The following is an 18594-nucleotide window of genomic DNA, read 5'->3' as shown; positions in this document are numbered from 1 at the left end:
ACAATCATTAGTACTAAATATTAATTCTAACTTGTTGCTTAATCTTTATAGGGGATAACGTCTGATATCTTTGTACAATGTTATTATATAGCTCAGGTGTGTTATCAGCTTTTACACTCACTACCAATACGTAAGGCAATGGTTCTAATTGCTTAGTATCAATAGACATTCCAGCCTCTCTTCCATAATAAATAACATCAAAACAAGGATTATTAAGTGTACCTTTTAGAAAAGTCTGTGCTTTATGTAGGGTTGTTTCCCATTTATGCGCATCTTCACGAAGCTCTTGCTCTGTAGAATATACACCTTTTAAATTGAAAAAAGATTTAGTACTATTTTGTATATCCTTATCCGTTCTGAAAACTACCACTAACCCATTTCTTGTATAATTTAGTGGATGTTCAGCATCTACAGCAGATGAAAAACAAAAGGTTGCTTTAATATGAACTTTGCCATTTATCGGAATGCTCGGAAATGGTATAGGTATTCTCACATGTTGTGATGGCGCTAATTCACCTTGATATATTACTTTTACTTCATCATCACCACAATACAACATTTCATCTAGATTAGTTGGAAATCGCCCCCATCCAACCTCTTTTTTATCATGAGAACCATTAGAGGCATGATGAATTAATAATGTTTTAGCTGTTAAAGGAGTAATATTATGTTGTAAACTCGCAGCTAAACCAATTGCTTGCCGTAAAACAAATGGAGAAGCAAAACTAGTGCCGGCAGTTTGAGAAACACCGCCTAAATATGGATTATAAACCGTGAAAGGTTCTTCTACCGACCCTCCAAATGCAACACCATCTGGTTTAACGTATCCAGGACTTCTTCCCGGCCCAACACAACTGTATTCACAGCGATTCCAGTTATCGGCTAGTGAATCTGCGGCACCAACAGCTAACGCGTTAACTAGATCAGAAGGTGGTTGAATTCTATTTAATGATGTTGGTAATGATCCATCATTCCCTACCGCAACAGTACATAATGTTTTACCATCAGAAAAATATTGCTCGAGAACTGATGTCCAAACATGCACATCATCATCATCAACGGGTAATCTTGGACCTAAACTTAAATTTACATATTGATAATCATTCTTTTCCAATACCGATTTAATTCGAATTAATACATCAAATAAATCAGAATCAGCACTAATTGAATCATCTAAGACTCTATAATGGTCAATATTCGCATATGGTACAGGTAATTCTTTTTGACCATTAACAATAGGTCCAAATAAAACGGTAGATGTCACATCTTGACCATGATTTAACAAATCAGAAGACGTGTTTGCAATCGGATTACACTTAATCTCATTAACCCATTGATTATAATCATTACAACCAATACCGCCATCAAAAATAGCAACTTTAATATTCTTATCTAAAGCAGAGGAGTCAGGTAATAAAAACTTTTTTGTGGTATCGATAGTTCTGGTAAAAACAGGATTATTGATTCGAAGAGATGGAAGATCTCTCACGGTACGCAAAAAAGTAAATTCAGCAACATGATTAATAACTTCTGGTGTAGCAATCATCGGCAAAAAGGATAATCCTTTAACGGATAAAACCCGATTCATATCGACTTTAGCACCACACAATCCTGCATAACTTGCAAAAAGTGGCAGGATATTTTGATAATCATCAGGTGTATGAATCGCAACCTCAATCTTTCTCTCTATTTTAGATGGATCGATATGTTTAATCTTATCGTTATTATCAAAAAGCTCTATTTTTTCTATTTTTTTTATTTCATTCTTTAATTTTTCGGTTAAATCATTCGATTCTAAGTGATCGTGTAAAGTTTGGAATGACTCAACGGAACCTGCAATATATAAACAAGCACTAGATAATTCGCCAGTTTCATTTGATTTTTTTATTTTTTTAGAATAGCCCCTTGGTACTATATTTACAGATTTACTACCAATCAAATTTAAAGAAAATGCTCGTAACAACGCTTGAGGAAAATGAGTTTTAGGAAGGAATGCAGGGTGTAATAGTAATTTAGCAACAACGTTATTGCTTGGTTTAGCTATATCCAAAATTTTGTTCGATACATTTATAAAATCATCAAGTTCTTTTAATATAATTGGTCTATTTTCATCATAAGTATAAGGATAGTTTTTACTACCATGACCACCTTTTAATTCAACTGGAGCAGTCAAAGTCTCACCATAACCTAATAAAAGATTTTTATTATTCATAAACTATTCCTTACTATTTTGAATTATTTTACTAACAGTAACTCTTGCTATTTTTAGTTCTTTGGCTATTTGTCGTTGAGAAAAACCATCAGCATTCATCTCTAATACAATATGTTCTAAAGCTCCATCTAAATTAAGTTCTTTCAATAAACCTCGATAGATAGATATACCTTCCAAAACCGCATTTCGTTTAGCATTATTAATAGAACGTTCAACTACTGCAAAAGATTGCCCTACATACTTGTCGCTTATAGAGTTTGAAATATATGCTGGAATATCATGAAATAATAAATATTCAGTAATTAACTCTTTTGAGGGCAAATCAAAATGGATAATTTGATCAAATCGTCGCCAAACAGCTAAATCTAATAACTCACAATGATTTGTTGCTGCAACAAGAATAGATGTCGTTGGCCAATCATCAATAGCCTGTAGTAAGACTGTTACTAACCTTTTTAATTCACCAACATCCGAATAATCATCTCTTTTTTTAGCTATTGAATCAAATTCATCCAATAATAAAACACAAGGAAATGATCTTGCGTAATCTAAAACGGCTTTTATATTAGAGCCTGTTTTACCTAAAAAGCTACTCATGACATTAGCAAGATCTAGAGTTAAAAGTGGTAAATTCAAGTTTTGAGCAAGCCATTTTGCCGCTAATGTTTTCCCTACACCAGGAGGACCTTCCATCAATAAAGATTTTGAAGGAGAAAGCCCATTTTTAACCAAATCTTCCCTTTTCTCCCATTCTAAAATGATTCTTTTTAGCGAAGTTTCTACATTATCAGTCCATAGTGGCTTAGTCTCCAAAACTACTGGATAGTTTTCTACTAATAATTTTTGCCTACTATCTGCATCAACAGGAACTGGCGGTTTGTTAGATGAAAGCCCCCTTAAAGGAGTGACAGATATATTTTTGACCAACAATTCATTTAAATTTTTTGCTAACTCAGGAGAACTTGATTTAACTTTTCGAATAAGTACACGAATTCTCATCGTTAAGCTGTCTCTATTTCCCATTAATCCATCAGTTAACAAATCTAAGAAAATATCATCTTTTATATTAATCATACAGAACCACTCTTAAGCCGAATTTTACATAATTCTATACCAATTAGACAAAACATAAAACCAAAATAGACTAAATAAATAAATATAAGCACCACTTTTTTATATATTGAATCCATTAGGACAAAATATGATTGAATTTGGAACATCATATTAACTGTCTATTATATATGTGTGTTCATCATTATTTATTTTAATAAATAAATTGCAAATTACATCGCAAAAAAATCACATCCCTTAACTTTCACCTCAATAATCCAATTAGCATATAAACCAACTACCCACCCCCAAACCTGTCAAATATTCGCCCTACACCCCACGCGTAGTGGAACGGGCGAGCCGGAGCGGTTGGTTTGAACCCCTCGGTTGCCTGAACACTTGAACATCAATATTGCACGGCTGCTTTCAAGGTGAAATCAATTGCACTAACCTAAAGGGAAATCTACAAATATCTTATCGAAGAAAATTATGGTAATTAGTAAGTTTGGCAATTTAAAGTTGATAGTAGTAAAGATTAAATAAAAATCGAGGATTGCTACTCGATAATTTTTACCCCTTCACACACACCACTTGCCTTAATTGATGCACTATCTCAACCAATTCATTTTGCGCTGTCATCACTGCATCAATATCTTTGTATGCCATTGGGATTTCATCAATCACATTAGCATCTTTTCGACATTCGACATGTGCCGTTGCTTTGATTTGATCTTTAATGGTAAATCTGTTTCTCGTCGCTGCTGGGCTTATCACTCACTACACAATGTGAAAAAACCATCTCATTTGGTAAATTATTGTTAAATATATCTTTTTGTTGTTTCAAGAACCAAAAAACAGAAGAATAATGATGCCGACAGGCTGAAAAAATATTTGGTGGGCTGAGTTGGGATGAGATTCAACAGCCCCTAGAGCAAATTAGAGATTATGCATTAAAGACCAAATAATTGCTTTACCATTTGTTGATTGTATTTATCCTGACCACGCCAATAAGTGGCATATACCCAATCGTGTTTTCCCCTTGTTGGGCGTTCATAAGAAGCGGGTTGTAAAATCCCCACACAAGCCAAAATCTCAATAACGGTGTTACGTTCATCCTGATTGGATTTAAAGTTAGGTACATCCGTCAGTTTATCACTCAGTGAACCCGGATAATCATCTTGCTGACAAGATGCAATAATGGCTAATATCCCTTTTAAAATAGCTATATCATCTTTGGTCGGTTCAGAGATTGCCTGTTTAGTGAATTGCATGAGATCAAAGTAGGTATAAAGTAAATCACCATGACGCACTCCTCCCCACTTTATTCGTTCAAAGTTTAAGATATTTAAATCTGCTTCGACGTAGTTTTCATTACCTATCATGCCATATTTGAGATCTCGGCAAACCTGACACGTATAGGATGAATGACTCATTTGACCATCTTGATAAGATTGACCAGACACGACTGGCGTATATTGATGCGCTGTCATTAATTTGGCGATAAAGTATGATGCAATACCTGAGCGCCAATCAAGTCGCCGCGTTGATAAGCTGCTCAAAAATGCTTTGGCAACGTGTTCAAGTGTGATTGTGGAGACGATGTCTATGATTTTATTGACACAATCATCGTGTGATATGGTAATGGGATCAAACATTAATCCTTTTTCTTTCGCATACGCGAAGTCGTTCGGCTCTGTTTTTATCTCTTTTCTGTCTTTCCAGCCATTTTTCCAATAGGTTTGAAACAGAATCTTTTTTGCTTTTTTGTCCATTTAATCACCGTATATTATCTATTTTATATTGAATTAGCACGAGTAAGCCCTCTAGCCATTGAGTTTAACTCATTGCGATAAATGATCAGATTCAGCAGTGATGTGATGTTTTTCTTTTACTTCAATTAGCTTCGATCCGTCATTCAAAGTCACGTGATAATCTTTAGCAAGCAAATAGTGTGTTAACACTTGCCCAAGCCCAAAACAAAGTTTCGGAAGCATAGGAAAACCTTCCCAATATTTGGATTGAAAAATACAAATCATCACCCAAAATGATCGGCTGTTTTTGCATATCAATCTGCCAAGGTTGACCATCAATAACACCTTTTAAGATTTAAATAAACTTCATCAATTTATCGGTGAGTTTGCTATTTTAAAGCAAATGAGCAAGTCATAAAAATAAATTTATCAGACTTACTATATCAATTTTATCCTTTACAAATAAATAATCAGCGTATAAAATTCACCCGCTTTCCTGAATAGTGCTGCTGCAGGAAAACAGTAATTATCTTCTCAATTTGAGGAGACGCTTTTTTATTGTTTTCTAGGTGGCTATTATGTCTACATTTTCCCGTTTACAAAAACGTTTGTCCCGTCTTGGGATTGAAAGTCATTTTAATAATGATATTTATACTTTAAATAAAGAAAATACTTCTGCTCAGATTTTGTTACCGAGTCCATTGCCATTAGAGCAAAAAGCGGTAGAACAGCTTCTGAACTTTGCATCAGTGAACGTCCCTAATAGTGTAGGAAAAGTTTGCATGGCTCGTGCTACACCTGATTTTCATCCTGGTGCGGTTGCGCCTGTTGGTAGTATTGTTGCTACTACTCAGGATTTAGTTATTCCGGCAGCAATTGGTACCGATATTAATTGCGGTATGCGGCTTTTTACCACGGGTTTAAGCTTTGATCAGGTGTGTGAACAAAAATCGACAATTATTGCACAATTAAAACGTGTGTTATTGCAAGATGAGCGTGATGTACCTGTTACGCCGCAATCTTTTCAGGCATTATTCGATCAAGGTCTTGCAGCATGGTTATCGGCGTTACCGCAGCAAGGTTTGTGGAATTCAGTTAATTATGAACGATTACACGCAGAGCTTAATAAAATATCGGGTAATCATTTAATTAAGGCAGATAGTCAGTATGCACCTGAAGCCTTTTTTGAAAAGCGCGATATTATCCGCCCAGCGAGTTTAGGTACTGTCGGATCTGGTAATCATTTTGTCGAGTTACAAATTGTTGCTGATATTATCGATCGACATTTAGCTTATCAATTAGGCCTTGAAAAAAATAGTGTCGTCGTCATGATTCATACCGGATCGCGTGATGTCGGTTTTTACATTGGTCAGCGTTGGCAAGATAAAGCAAAAGCTTTATGGCCGACTAATGAAAAGCAACCAAAATCAGGATTGTTTGGTTTAACAGATAGTCACGCACAAGCCTATTTACAAGCTATGGGCGTTGCTGCGCGTTATGCTTGGATTAATCGAATTGTGATTACCGAATTGATACGTAAATCACTTGCAACTATTTTTCATCAAGATGATAGTCAACTCGTGGTCGACATTTCGCACAATATCATTTTGCCTGAACATGAGATGAATATTCATCGTAAAGGGGCAACGCCGGCTTATGCTGGTCAGATAGCTTTAATCCCAGGTTCGATGGGTGATCACTCTTATGTGGCAGTAGGTAAAGGTAATGCAGATTGGTTATGGTCTTGTTCACACGGTGCAGGTCGAGCAGAAAGACGACAAGCTATGCGTAGCAAAAAAGTCGAATATGATAAGGTTAATTTGCCATGGCAATGTATTACCTTAAAAGAAGAACGGCTACGTGAAGAGGCGCCCACAGCCTACAAACCGATCACACCAGTGATTGAAGCACAACAAAACGCCGGTTTGATTCAAACAGTGGTTAAACTTAAACCGTGGATTACGTTTAAGGTGTAATTTTTATACAACAACCGCATTGAATTGGTTTGATGCGGTTTTAAAAATTACTTTGTTTGCGCAAGCATTGGCTAAATCAGCAAAAAAACTCACAACAACTTGTTTATAGCAAACAATACCAAGCCAATAGTTATTGCTTATTAAAATTAAATTCTGTAAAAATTATTGAGGAGTCTATACCGTTATCCGGTTTAAGGTTTCCAACATTTAACGGTGGAAACCTTAACAAGATTATATAATGTCATAGTTTAAAAGGGATTTTTCTGCATTGAGCAACTTTATTCAACCGCTATCAATTCATTACCCAAATAGTATCAATACCCAGCCGCTAAACCATCTCCTCTCGGGTCGGTTGCGCCCATTAGTAGATGATGATTAGTATCGATAAGAATGGCACCGGCATGACCCATGGTATCGGTGTAATCATCAACAATTTGCACATCATGCCCACGTAATTTGAGGGAATGAATTACATCGTTAGGTATGCGCCCTTCAACTTTAAGATTATTGGAAGATACACCCCATGTGCGACCATGTAACCATCTTGGTGCATTAATGGCATCTTGTGGTGTCATATCAAAATCAACAATTCGTGTCACAATTGCCGCTTGCGTTTGTGGTTGTCCTTCTCCGCCCATGGTGCCATAAACCAGATAAGGTTTATTATCTTTTAAAAGCATGGCTGGATTTAATGTATGAAAGGTGCGTTTATTTGGCTCTAAACGATTAATATGGTTAGGATCTAACGAGAAAAAACTATCACGATTTTGCAATAAAATCCCAGTATCATCCTCCACTATCCGAAGCGGATAAAGATATTACTGATCGCCTAATTCCAGTCGGTCGTATTTTAAACATCGACCTAATCGACCACCTAATCATCACTCCTAAACCCTATATTAGCTTTCGCAGTACTAATCTTATGGGCAAGTTAGAGCAAAGTCTTAAAAGAAAATATTGATTAATGCATTGTTGGAAAAGGAGTTTCGGTTGATGAATTTGCTAAGATTTGGGGATAACGGTGAAGGCAGTGGAGAGGATTACATAAATAAATTAATTTTTGATAAAGATTCTTATTTTCTGTGTTATTTCGAATTGTTACTAAAAGAACACAGAATTTAAGAAAAATTTTTATTTACCGTAAAAATACTTTAATTTGATTAGCTACAGCTTCTGCTAACTTTACTGGTACAGCATTTCCAATCATTTTATACGCATCGGCAAGTGAGTTATAATAAAATTTAAAATCATCAGGAAAAGTTTGAATTCTTGCACACTCCCTAACTGACAATCGTCGATATAATTTTTCCTTACCTTCAACAAATTGAAATTTATCTTTACCGACATTAATCATAATCGGGGCTTGAGGATGGATAGGCGCATGCCGAGCTCCAGCTTGAATAGTAAAACTCTGCTGATCCCATGTCCTTACTCTGTTACGAGACATAAAGATTGTTGAAAAATCACCCGTAAAATATTCATGATTTAGTATAGATAATTTATCCCCATGAGATTTATTTTTTTCTAATGCGGGAACAGCAGAATTTTGTAAATCAAAAATAGAATCTTTCAATGATACTTTTGTTTTTAAAGGTGTTGGAAATTCAAATTTAACTTCAAGATCTTTCCTAAAACCAACATAAAATACACGTTTTCGGTCTTGTGGAACACCGTAATCACTGGCATTTAATGTTTGAATAGAAACATCATAACCTAATCCTGCTTGATCAAATAAATAAATTATATTTTGAACGGCTTCTAAATGTCTTTTTGACATCATCCCAGAAACATTTTCAGCAACAAAAAATTTAGGTTGTAAATCCTCTAAAAGTCGAATAAATTCAAAAAATAATTTTCCTCTTTCGTCTCTAATTCCCCTTAGTGCACCAGCTTCAGACCAACTTTGACATGGTGGACCGCCAATGATTCCATCAATTTTATTTGTATTTTTTAAAAAAATATCTGAGTTTATATTTCGAATGTCACCTTTAATTAATGGTGTAGAGTGGTTTTTTTCATAAGTTTCCCAAATGGATTTATCATATTCGTTAGCAACAACTATTTGAAAACCTGCATTTTTGAAACCTAAATCAAGTCCGCCGGCTCCCGAAAATAAAGAAATAATATTCATATATACGACTCTTTTGGCTATAAGAAAAAGGTGATTAGTTTAGCATCTTTAAGTTTTGCTGGATTATCTGGACATTTAATCTTTACGTCTTTTATCACTAGATTTTCTAATTCTTTTTCATTTTTTTCTAATTCATTGCGATCTTCATCACTAAATGTTAAATATTTTTCAATATTAATTAGTGCCATCATGTTGAAAGAAGCACTTTTTTGAGGTTCATAAATATAATTAAATACCTTAATAGGGTTATCAATATGCCACATACCACGAATTCTTAAATTTGTAATTCCTAAAGGGTCGACTTTATTTACTCTACCTAATTCTTTTGTTTCAGAAAATTCAACACCCTCTATGGTTAGAATTCCTTGTTTAATTTTTAATTTAATTCTTTCGTAAATATCTAAACTGGCCGCATAATCTACGCCATAAACAAAGCATAAGGAATGAAGTAAATTCTGATTATTTATCTGACCTATTGCATAAATCATATCTTTTTCAATCCAATCCTCACAAGAAACACAAGATTTGACAAGCATTGGACTATTTGAAAATAATTTCGCTTTTGGATAAGACGAATTCAAAGCAATAGCAGCATTTGTAGTTTCAATTTTTTTAATTTCGATCGCATCACCAGCATATATCATGGCGTCAGGCGGATTATTTTGATTCCCTAGATAACTAAACAATTCATTTCGCCTTCTAATACGTAGTTGTTCATCTATTTCACCAACAGTTCCACAAAAGAGATCAATAATAAATTCTTCAAGTCCTTTACCTTGATTATTTATTCTATTTCTTCCACTATTCATTTGCAGTATTTGAGATACTGGCGATTTTACTAAGTATAAAATAGCTTTTATTAAATTGGTTTCCATTCAAAAACTCTCATATTAAATGATAATATTGTACTAGAATCATGCTCGACAATTAATAATAAAACTTCTTATTACAGATTCCTAATATTTGTAAGATTAATTTATTAGCATTATAAAACTGATTAAGTATAAATCAGACAAAGAGATTAATAAATAAAGCAAAAAACTCACAACAACTTGTTTATAGCAAACAATACCAAGCCAATAGTTATTGCTTATTAAAATTTGTAAAAAATATTGAGGAGTCTATACCGTTATCTGGTTTAAGGTTTCCAACATTTAACGGTGGAAACCTTAACAAGATTATATAATTATTTAGTTTAAAAGGGATTTTTCTGCATTGAGCAACTTTATTTAATAGCTATACCCAAATAGTATCAATACCCAGCCGCTAAACCATCCCCTCTCGGGTCGGTTGCGCCCATTAGTAGATGATGATTGGTATCGATAAGAATGGCACCGGCATGACCCATGGTATCGGTGTAATCATCAACAATTTGCACATCATGCCCACGTAATTTGAGGGAATGAATTACATCGTTAGGTATGCGCCCTTCAACTTTAAGATTATTGGAAGATACACCCCATGTGCGGCCATATAACCATCTTGGTGCATTAATGGCATCTTGTGGTGTCATATCAAAATCAACAATTCGTGTCACAATTGCCGCTTGCGTTTGTGGTTGTCCTTCTCCGCCCATGGTGCCATAAACCAGATAAGGTTTATTATCTTTTAAAAGCATGGCTGGATTTAACGTATGAAAGGTGCGTTTATTTGGCTCTAAACGATTAATATGGTTAGGATCTAACGAGAAAAAACTACCACGATTTTGCAATAAAATTCCTGTATCTTTAGCAACAATACCGGAACCAAAATCATGATAAATACTTTGAATAATAGAAACTGCATTTCCTTCTGCATCAACAACACCAAACCAAACGGTATCGCCTTTAGGATCTAATGGCTTTGTCTCTACACGTGCCTTTTGCATATCAATCTGTTTTGCTTGTTGCTGACCATGTTGGGTAGATAATAAGAGAGCAAGCGGAATCTCATTAAAATCAGGATCGGTAAGGTATTTATCTCGATCAGCAAATGCTTGTTTTGTTGCTTCAATAATTAAATGGTAATAATCTGCGCTACCTTCACCCAAGGATTTTATATCAAAATTATTGAGTATATTTAGAATCTCTAACGATGCCATACCTTGTGTATTGGGTGGTAGATTATAGGCAGTATATTGTCGATAATTAACATGGATCGGGGCTACCCATTTAGCACGATGCTTAGCAAAATCATCTAAAGTTAACACACCACCATGGCTTTGCAGATCGTTGACAATATTTTTGGCAATATCACCCTGATAAAATTCCTTAGCGCCTTTATTTGCTATAGTTTTTAATGTGTTAGCTAAATCGGGTTGTTTAAGGATTTCGCCGATTTGGTAAGCTTGTCCATTGTTTTTTAAGAATACTTTTTTAAACTCCGAAAAACGCTGTAACTCCCGGAACTCTTTGTCTTTTGGATCAATATTAACCGTAGACCAATAATTTAGGCTAGGTGAAACCGAAAATCCATTTTCGGCATAATCAATTGCTGATGCGAATAACGTGTTCCACGGTAGTGAATTTTTCATATTTTTAGATGCATATTGGTACGCCTCATCCCAACCGGAAACCACCCCTGGAACGGTATTGGCTGCCAGATAACCTCGCGACGGAATTTTATGGAAACCTTGATTTTTATAATAGTCTATCGTGGCCAAACTACCAGAACGACCGCTGGCATTTAGCCCTTTTAGTTCTTTGGTTTTAGCGTTGTAAATTAACCAAAAGTTATCGCCACCAATGGTATTCATTTGAGGATAAACAACAGCAAGCGTTGAGGCTACGGCAATCGCTGCATCAACCGCATTGCCTCCTTTGCGTAATATATCAATTCCAGCTTGAGTCGCTAAATAATTGGGGGACGTTACCATAACATTGGTCGTTATCGGGTTAAGACAACGGGAAGGGGTATCACAGTACTTTCCTGTCTCTGATAGCGGTATATCAGCAGCACCAGATAAAGGATTAATAAGCAATAAACTTAATAATATTGGGTGTCTTTTCCACATTTTAGTCGTTCCTCAATTGTTAACAGTAACATTTTGAGGAATGCATTTTCTGTGCCAAGAATAAACTAATTAAATTTTGCAGCTAAAATGATTATGACCAATGACAATAATACCGATTTGAATTGCCTTATAATGCTAACGGTGTTCCGCGATACTCCAAATCCGGCTGTTTAATCCACTGCTGGGCATCAATAATCGCCAGCTCTTGGACATTTTTTTGTTTGGTGATGTCGAGAACATGATTAGCGGCATTGGCGGCCAGTTCAAAGGCGGTTAATTGGGATTGTCCATTGACTAAATGGGCAGTAAACAGACTACAAATTAAATCGCCCACGCCCAATGGACGGTGTGGAAAATCATATAATGGTCGAGCCAGATGATAGCTTTGTGATGGTGTGGCTAAAATCATTTCAAATAATTCCGTCGTTTTACCGGCATGTAGCAGATTTTTAACCAATATGGCTTGAATCGGCTTATTTTGCAGTGTTTTTATGGCGTTAAGCACATCGTTAAAGGTTTTAATTTCCAGATTCGATAATATCTGTAATTCCAATAAATTTGGCGTGATATAATCAGCGTATTTGATTGCTTGCTTTGTGAAGAAATCAATAATATTTTGTGGCAGGGAACTGCCTTTATTGATGTCGCCACCCATCACCGGATCGCAAACATAAATCGCATTAGGATTATAAAATTTTATCTTTTTTACGGCCTCAAGGATCTCTTCACCTTGTTCGGCAAGTCCAATATAGCCCGAAATAATGGCGTCAATGGATGACAATACGCCAATTTTTTCCAAACTATTGACGATTCGAGTGATTTGCTGAGCGCCCAGCACAATGCCGTCATAATGTGGATAAACCGTATTACTCGATAACTGAACGGTGTGTATTGGCATCACTTCGACACCTTGTAATTGCATCGCTAGCGTCGCCACTTTATTACCGGCATAACCATAAACAACATTGGACTGAATTGATAAAACGGTTTTCATATATTGACCTTATTATTCATCATAATAACGATATTTGCTTATCAAGTAGATGCAGATAATGGATATCAGTGCTAAACCGCAATAAAACAAGGCTAAGGGTAACCAAAAACTTTTGAAGGTATAAATAACATAACCACCTATCATCGGAATTAAGCTACCAAAAATAGCCGCACACCCTTGATAACTCATTGAGAGCCCAGTATAACGCATTCTGGCAGGGAAAATGCGACTTAAGTACCCTGCTATTACACCATAAAAGCCGCTGTAACAAATCACATTTAACGAAATCCCAATAATAAAACTGGTTTTTGTGCCTGAATTTATAATCGGGAATAACAAGAATACCGATGCCATTGCCAACATTGCTGTACAAATCAAAAAGCGTGTTGCCGAGAATTTTTCTGACCAATAAGAGATAAACGGTTGAGCAACAAAATGGACAATAGCGATCCAAAACAGTGCATCAACTATCACTGATTTTTCGACACCAAGTACCAAAGTAGTATAACCAATCATTAAGGTATTGGAAAAGATGCCACTAAATGACAGCACATTAGCACCAATCGCTAATAGTAATAATGGCAATGCTTTTTTAAATACTTCAATAATCGGTGCTGACTCTTGCTTTAAGTCTGCTTGTTTTTTAGATGCTTCAACAAAAACTGGCGATTCGGTTAACGTCACTCTGGCAATAATGCCAATAATTAACAAAATAGCACTGGCTAAAAAAGGAATACGCCAATAACCACTATCAATCAGTTCATTAACAGGTAAACGAATAATATAAGAAAAAACCAGTAATGCTAAAATATTGCCTGCTGGGCTTCCCCACTGAGCAAAGGATGAAAAGAAGTTTTTCAACCCTTTCGGCGCATGTTCATTCGTCATCAATACGGCACCACCCCACTCACCACCAACAGCAACACCTTGTAAAATTCGCAACGCAACCAATAACGTTGGTGCCAAAATACCTGCTTGTTGATAAGACGGTAATAACCCAACAAAAGTGGTCGCCGTCCCCATTAAAAGCAAAGTGATAATAAGTGATTTTTTACGCCCTAAACGGTCACCAATATGGCCAAATAACATAGCACCTAAAGGACGGGATAAAAAACCTACTGCAAAGGTAGCAAACGCCCCTAAAATTTGTACAAACTCGTTATCAGACGGAAAAAATAGCTGACCAAAAATCAATACCGATGCTAACGCATAGATATAAAAATCATACCATTCAATAGTAGTACCAATAAAAGCAGCAAAAGCCACTTTTTTTGCAGATGAATTTGACATAAGTAAACCTTGGATAAACCAATACCTATTTTTATGTGAGTGATGAGTATGAAACTAACACAAAACCATAAATATCACAATTTGTTATCAGGAAAGAGGTGAAAATTATACAAAATATTGGGATATGCTGCTGCTTTCTAATGTATTAAATTGCTAGTTCGCTGATTATTAGCTGTTAATTTATGACTTTTACCAACAACATGTTTATATCATTAAACAATACAATAAATAGATTTATTACAGTATACGGTGACAGAATTCACTGTCACCTTTATTATCTTTTTTCTGTACAGAAACACGCAATTTTATGACCGTTATAATTGATAAGTTGCGGTTGTTCAATTGTGCAGCGTGAAAACGCTAAACGGCATCGAGCATTGAAAGCACAACCTAAAGGAGGATTAAGTGGGCTTGGTAATTCTCCTTCTAATTTAATCCTTTCACGTCTAAGATCGGGATTTAATCTAGGTGTTGCTGATAATAATGCCTGCGTGTATGGATGTTCAGGATTACCATAGATTTCATCTTTTTGTCCTTGTTCAACACAGCGACCTAAATACATCACCATTACCTCATCAGCAATATGTTCAACGACAGAAAGATCATGAGAGATAAAAATATAAGATAAACCGAGTTCTTGTTGTAGATCCATCATCAAATTTAGCACTTGTGCGCGCACAGAAACATCTAATGCAGAAACAGGTTCGTCAGCAACCACGATTTCAGGATCAAGCATTAATCCCCTTGCGATAGCAATACGTTGTCGCTGTCCGCCTGAAAACATATGTGGATAACGGTTATAAAACTCTTCCTTTAATCCAACTTTTTGCATCATTGCTAACACTTTTGCTTTACGATCACTTGCAGTTAAATCCGTATTGATAATGAGTGGCTCTTCTAGAATAGAGCCAATTTTTTTGCGTGGATTCAATGATGAATATGGATTTTGGAAAACAATTTGAATCTTTTGGCGACGCAATTTTTGCGCTTTTAAATCATTATCTAAAAGATTCTGATCTTTAAAATAAAGTTCTCCCGATGTGGGTTTTTCAATCATTGTCAATAATCTTGCTAATGAGGATTTGCCACAGCCTGATTCACCAACAATTGCAAGTGTTTTGGCTTTACCTAACGTAAAAGATACACCATCAACAGCCTTAACTTGTTTAGGTTCAGAAAAAAAACCAGTTTTAACATGATAATATTTTGTCAAGTTTCGGGCATCAAGCAATAATTCGTTATTTTCCATATTATTGTTCATATTGTGGTATTCCTTCGCTCGATAGTGGATAATGACATTTTACTTGCCTGGTTTGAGAGTAACTTATCAATGCTGGCTCCTCAGTATAACAACGTTCGGTAGCATAAGGACATCGAGGATTAAGTAAACAGCCCATTGGCCGATCATATTTCCCCGGAACAACACCCGCTAACGATGCTAACCGCTGTTTATCTTGAGTAAATTCAGGAAGCGAGCGTAATAGTGCTTGTGTGTAAGGGTGTAGTGGAACTTTAAAAATGATCTCCGCATCACCTATTTCAACTACCTGTCCAGCATACATGACAATAATTTTTTGCGCAGCCTCTGAAACTAAGGCCAAATCATGAGTAATGAGAACTAATGCCATATTATTTTTGCGTTGCAAATCAAGCAATAACTCAATAATTTGTCCTTGAATTGTTACATCCAGTGCTGTGGTTGGTTCATCAGCAATTAACAGTTTGGGATTACATGCAATCGCTATTGCAATCATTACTCGCTGACTCATCCCGCCAGATAACTGATGAGGATAAACATTGAGTCGATTTTCAGCATCAGGAATACCGACTAATTTAAGTAACTCAATTGCTCTTGCTTTGAGTGCTTTTTTCCTACCACCTTGATGGATTTTTAGTGTTTCAATGATTTGATAACCTATGGTAAAACATGGATTTAAACTTGTCATTGGATCTTGAAAGATCATCGCCACATCTGCACCCACAATATTACGACGCATTTTAGCTGAGATCTGTTGAAGATCTTTACCGTCAAAATGTAATGCATTTGCATTAACTTTACCCGGATAATCAATTAATCCCATTATGGCTAGTGAACTCACTGATTTTCCTGATCCTGATTCTCCTACAATGCCAACCACTTGTCCTTGTTCAACATCATAACTAATGTGATCTACTGCTTTAAATCCACCAAATTGAACAGATAATTCTTTTACTTCTAATAGTGCCATGACTGAATCTCCATTACTGTTTCAATTTGGGATCAAGCGCATCTCGCAAACCGTCGCCCATTAAGTTAAAAGCTAACACTGTCATTAAAATGACTAAACCTGGGAAGGTAACAACCCACCATGCAGATTGTGCAAATTGCAATACATCAGCAAGCATTGTTCCCCATTCAGGTGTCGGTGGCTGTGCTCCCATTCCCAAAAAGCCTAATGCTGCCATATCTAAAATTGCATTTGAAAATCCTAATGAAGCTTGAACAATTAATGGCGCTAAACAGTTTGGTAAAATATTTATAAACATCTGCCGTAAGGCGCCAGCGCCGGCAACACGGGAAGCAATAACATAATCTTTATTAATTTCAGCTAACGCCGCTCCGCGCGTTAAGCGGACATAATGTGGTAACGCGACAAATGCTAATGCCATAGAAGCATTAACAATAGAGGGACCAAATATTGCAACTAAAACAAGTGCAAGTAATAAGCTAGGTAAGGCAAGCATGATATCGACAGCACGCATAATTATATTATCGACAAAGCCACCAACATAACCCGCAATCAATCCCAATGTAATTCCTAAAATCAGCGAAATAATAACAACCAAACAGCCGACTAGCAGCGATAAACGTGCACCATAAATAAGTCTAGATAAGATATCTCGACCCACATCATCAGTGCCTAAAATAAATTGCCAACTCCCGCCATCCATCCAAACTGGGGGCGCTAATAATGCATCTCTAAATTGTTCAGAAGGTGAATGCGGCGCAATAAAATTAGCCAAAATAGCAAGTAATATAACAATCGCAATAAAGATCAAACCAACTAAAGCTCCTTTATTTTGTGAAAAATAAAACCAAAATTCACGTAAAGGGGTTAATGGTTGAGGTACCACCAAACTTGTGTCTTGCTCATTAGTGGCTTCAGTAATAACCTGTTTATTCATCTGTAAACACACTCTTATTTATGTCTTATACGGGGATTGATAACACCGTACAACATATCAACCAATAAATTCACCAAAATAATCATGCCTGCAACAATCAAAACACCACTTTGCACAACTGGGTAATCTCGACGTTGTAGTGCTTCAATTAACCAACGACCAATTCCCGGCCATGAAAAGACAGTTTCGGTCAATATTGCGCCAGCAAGCATAGAACCAACTTGTAAACCGATAACGGTAATTACAGGAATCATCGCATTACGTAACGCATGGATAAGAATGATTCGCAGTCGGCTAACTCCTTTCGCTCGTGCTGTTCGGATATAGTCTTCACTCAACACTTCTAACATAGAAGAACGGGTCATACGCACAATTACTGCTAATGGGATAGTACCTAATACAATGGATGGTAAAATTAAGTGAGTAACAGCATCAATAAAATCTTCCTTTTCTCCCCATAAAAAAGTATCAATTAACATAAATCCGGTTAAAGGTTGACTTTCATCTAAAAAAAGCATGTCGCTGACACGACCTGATACTGGGGTTAAATTTAAGTGTACAGAGACCAACATAATGAGCATCATTCCCCACCAAAAAATCGGCATGGAATATCCCGTTAAAGACAAACCTATAGCGGTGTGATCAAATATTGATCCACGTTTCACTGCCGCAAGCACGCCAATTGGAATCCCAAAACTAATCGCAAACACCATCGCACAAAATCCAAGCTCAAAAGTTGCTTTAAATCGGGGAACAAATTCCTCCCAAACTGGAATTTGGCTTTTAAACGATATCCCTAAATCACCATGCAGCATTCCAATAATGTATTGAAAATATTGCTCATATAGCGGTTTATCTAAACCTAATTGAGTCATTAATTCGGCATGACGTTCTGGCGATAAACCTCGCTCTCCGGCAAGAACAGTAATGGGATCACCAGGAATAAGGTGAACGAAAATAAAAGTCAGCAGTGTAATACTGATAAAAGTCGGAATAAGTATACCTAACCGCTTTAAAAGAAATCGAAACATGT

At 36.1% G+C, this 18594-nt stretch carries 16 protein-coding genes and 2 pseudogenes; 2 read left to right on the top strand and 16 right to left on the bottom strand.

Annotation, left to right across the window (positions count from 1 at the left end; all coding sequences use genetic code 11):
- Nucleotides 1–13 precede the first annotated feature (13 nt).
- From J3U56_RS07445 to J3U56_RS12185, 6 genes and pseudogenes are all read right to left on the bottom strand, one after another.
- Entirely contained in the window at nt 14–2212 is a 2199-nt protein-coding gene (locus J3U56_RS07445; protein ID WP_267367212.1) for a S8 family peptidase, read from the bottom strand.
- A gap of 3 nt (nt 2213–2215) precedes the next feature.
- A complete protein-coding gene (locus J3U56_RS07440) occupies nt 2216–3286 on the bottom strand; it encodes an AAA family ATPase (RefSeq protein ID WP_267367211.1) in 1071 nt (356 codons plus the stop codon).
- Between the two features lie 546 nt (nt 3287–3832).
- A pseudogene (locus J3U56_RS07435) lies at nt 3833–4015 on the bottom strand (RtcB family protein); the annotation flags it as partial.
- A gap of 197 nt (nt 4016–4212) precedes the next feature.
- Nucleotides 4213–5034 (bottom strand): hypothetical protein, encoded by an 822-nt coding sequence (locus J3U56_RS07430; protein WP_267367209.1) that lies wholly within the window; start codon nt 5032–5034, stop codon nt 4213–4215.
- 69 nt (nt 5035–5103) lie between these two features.
- Nucleotides 5104–5256, bottom strand: coding sequence for a hypothetical protein (locus J3U56_RS07425; RefSeq protein ID WP_267367208.1), 153 nt, complete (start codon nt 5254–5256; stop codon nt 5104–5106).
- Nucleotides 5198–5326 (bottom strand): hypothetical protein, encoded by a 129-nt coding sequence (locus tag J3U56_RS12185; protein WP_416380313.1) that lies wholly within the window; start codon nt 5324–5326, stop codon nt 5198–5200. The genes J3U56_RS07425 and J3U56_RS12185 overlap by 59 nt, the downstream gene beginning before the upstream one ends.
- 265 nt (nt 5327–5591) lie before the next feature.
- On the opposite strand from J3U56_RS12185, the gene J3U56_RS07420 reads away from it, so the two are divergent.
- Nucleotides 5592–6989 carry an RtcB family protein gene (locus J3U56_RS07420; protein WP_267367206.1) on the top strand — a complete coding sequence of 466 codons (1398 nt, stop codon included), beginning with the start codon at nt 5592–5594 and terminating at the stop codon, nt 6987–6989.
- A gap of 314 nt (nt 6990–7303) precedes the next feature.
- Here J3U56_RS07420 and J3U56_RS07415 read toward each other — a convergent pair.
- Nucleotides 7304–7789: pseudogene (locus tag J3U56_RS07415) on the bottom strand (gamma-glutamyltransferase); the annotation flags it as partial.
- Between J3U56_RS07415 and J3U56_RS12180 the strand changes: the two are divergent.
- Entirely contained in the window at nt 7762–7950 is a 189-nt protein-coding gene (locus J3U56_RS12180) for a JAB domain-containing protein (RefSeq protein ID WP_081299508.1), read from the top strand. The pseudogene J3U56_RS07415 and the gene J3U56_RS12180 sit on opposite strands and share 28 nt — an antisense overlap.
- Before the next feature lie 174 nt (nt 7951–8124).
- Here the strand turns inward: J3U56_RS12180 and J3U56_RS07410 are convergent, their stop codons facing one another.
- The 9 genes from J3U56_RS07410 to dppB all read right to left on the bottom strand — a co-directional run bounded on the left by J3U56_RS07410 (nt 8125) and on the right by dppB (nt 18592).
- Nucleotides 8125–9120, bottom strand: coding sequence for a DNA cytosine methyltransferase (locus J3U56_RS07410; protein WP_065562764.1), 996 nt, complete (start codon nt 9118–9120; stop codon nt 8125–8127).
- 17 nt (nt 9121–9137) lie between these two features.
- Complete coding sequence (locus J3U56_RS07405) at nt 9138–9995, bottom strand: NgoPII family restriction endonuclease (RefSeq protein ID WP_267341148.1); 858 nt, start codon at nt 9993–9995, stop codon at nt 9138–9140.
- A gap of 377 nt (nt 9996–10372) precedes the next feature.
- Nucleotides 10373–12112 carry a gamma-glutamyltransferase gene (gene ggt / locus J3U56_RS07400; RefSeq protein ID WP_267367203.1) on the bottom strand — a complete coding sequence of 580 codons (1740 nt, stop codon included), beginning with the start codon at nt 12110–12112 and terminating at the stop codon, nt 10373–10375.
- A gap of 127 nt (nt 12113–12239) precedes the next feature.
- Entirely contained in the window at nt 12240–13106 is an 867-nt protein-coding gene (gene pdxY, locus J3U56_RS07395; RefSeq protein WP_267367201.1) for a pyridoxal kinase PdxY, read from the bottom strand.
- Between the two features lie 12 nt (nt 13107–13118).
- Complete coding sequence (locus tag J3U56_RS07390) at nt 13119–14396, bottom strand: MFS transporter (protein WP_267344755.1); 1278 nt, start codon at nt 14394–14396, stop codon at nt 13119–13121.
- A gap of 274 nt (nt 14397–14670) precedes the next feature.
- Entirely contained in the window at nt 14671–15657 is a 987-nt protein-coding gene (locus tag J3U56_RS07385; RefSeq protein WP_267367199.1) for a peptide ABC transporter ATP-binding protein, read from the bottom strand.
- Entirely contained in the window at nt 15647–16624 is a 978-nt protein-coding gene (gene dppD, locus J3U56_RS07380) for a dipeptide ABC transporter ATP-binding protein (protein WP_267344757.1), read from the bottom strand. Before dppD ends, J3U56_RS07385 begins: the two co-directional genes overlap by 11 nt.
- A 13-nt stretch (nt 16625–16637) precedes the next feature.
- Nucleotides 16638–17561: a dipeptide ABC transporter permease DppC gene (gene dppC / locus J3U56_RS07375; RefSeq protein WP_141671486.1), complete on the bottom strand. Its 924-nt coding sequence runs from the start codon at nt 17559–17561 to the stop codon at nt 16638–16640.
- Between the two features lie 14 nt (nt 17562–17575).
- Entirely contained in the window at nt 17576–18592 is a 1017-nt protein-coding gene (gene dppB / locus J3U56_RS07370) for a dipeptide ABC transporter permease DppB (protein ID WP_267344759.1), read from the bottom strand.
- Nucleotides 18593–18594 lie beyond the last annotated feature (2 nt).

This window comes from Gilliamella sp. B2824 (genome assembly GCF_026536245.1).
Classification (GTDB): domain Bacteria; phylum Pseudomonadota; class Gammaproteobacteria; order Enterobacterales; family Orbaceae; genus Gilliamella.
This window is presented reverse-complemented; position numbering and strand designations above follow the sequence as displayed.

Bases quoted from the DNA above. Each gene is read 5' to 3' on its own strand.
- J3U56_RS07445 (WP_267367212.1), bottom strand. From the start codon at position 2,212: ATGAATAATAAAAATCTTTTATTAGGTTATGGTGAGACTTTGACTGCT.
- J3U56_RS07440 (WP_267367211.1), bottom strand. From the start codon at position 3,286: ATGATTAATATAAAAGATGATATTTTCTTAGATTTGTTAACTGATGGA.
- J3U56_RS07430 (WP_267367209.1), bottom strand. From the start codon at position 5,034: ATGGACAAAAAAGCAAAAAAGATTCTGTTTCAAACCTATTGGAAAAAT.
- J3U56_RS07425 (WP_267367208.1), bottom strand. From the start codon at position 5,256: ATGCTTCCGAAACTTTGTTTTGGGCTTGGGCAAGTGTTAACACACTAT.
- J3U56_RS12185 (WP_416380313.1), bottom strand. From the start codon at position 5,326: ATGCAAAAACAGCCGATCATTTTGGGTGATGATTTGTATTTTTCAATC.
- J3U56_RS07420 (WP_267367206.1), top strand. From the start codon at position 5,592: ATGTCTACATTTTCCCGTTTACAAAAACGTTTGTCCCGTCTTGGGATT.
- J3U56_RS07410 (WP_065562764.1), bottom strand. From the start codon at position 9,120: ATGAATATTATTTCTTTATTTTCGGGAGCCGGCGGACTTGATTTAGGT.
- J3U56_RS07405 (WP_267341148.1), bottom strand. From the start codon at position 9,995: ATGGAAACCAATTTAATAAAAGCTATTTTATACTTAGTAAAATCGCCA.
- ggt (WP_267367203.1), bottom strand. From the start codon at position 12,112: ATGTGGAAAAGACACCCAATATTATTAAGTTTATTGCTTATTAATCCT.
- pdxY (WP_267367201.1), bottom strand. From the start codon at position 13,106: ATGAAAACCGTTTTATCAATTCAGTCCAATGTTGTTTATGGTTATGCC.
- J3U56_RS07390 (WP_267344755.1), bottom strand. From the start codon at position 14,396: ATGTCAAATTCATCTGCAAAAAAAGTGGCTTTTGCTGCTTTTATTGGT.
- J3U56_RS07385 (WP_267367199.1), bottom strand. From the start codon at position 15,657: ATGAACAATAATATGGAAAATAACGAATTATTGCTTGATGCCCGAAAC.
- dppD (WP_267344757.1), bottom strand. From the start codon at position 16,624: ATGGCACTATTAGAAGTAAAAGAATTATCTGTTCAATTTGGTGGATTT.
- dppC (WP_141671486.1), bottom strand. From the start codon at position 17,561: ATGAATAAACAGGTTATTACTGAAGCCACTAATGAGCAAGACACAAGT.
- dppB (WP_267344759.1), bottom strand. From the start codon at position 18,592: ATGTTTCGATTTCTTTTAAAGCGGTTAGGTATACTTATTCCGACTTTT.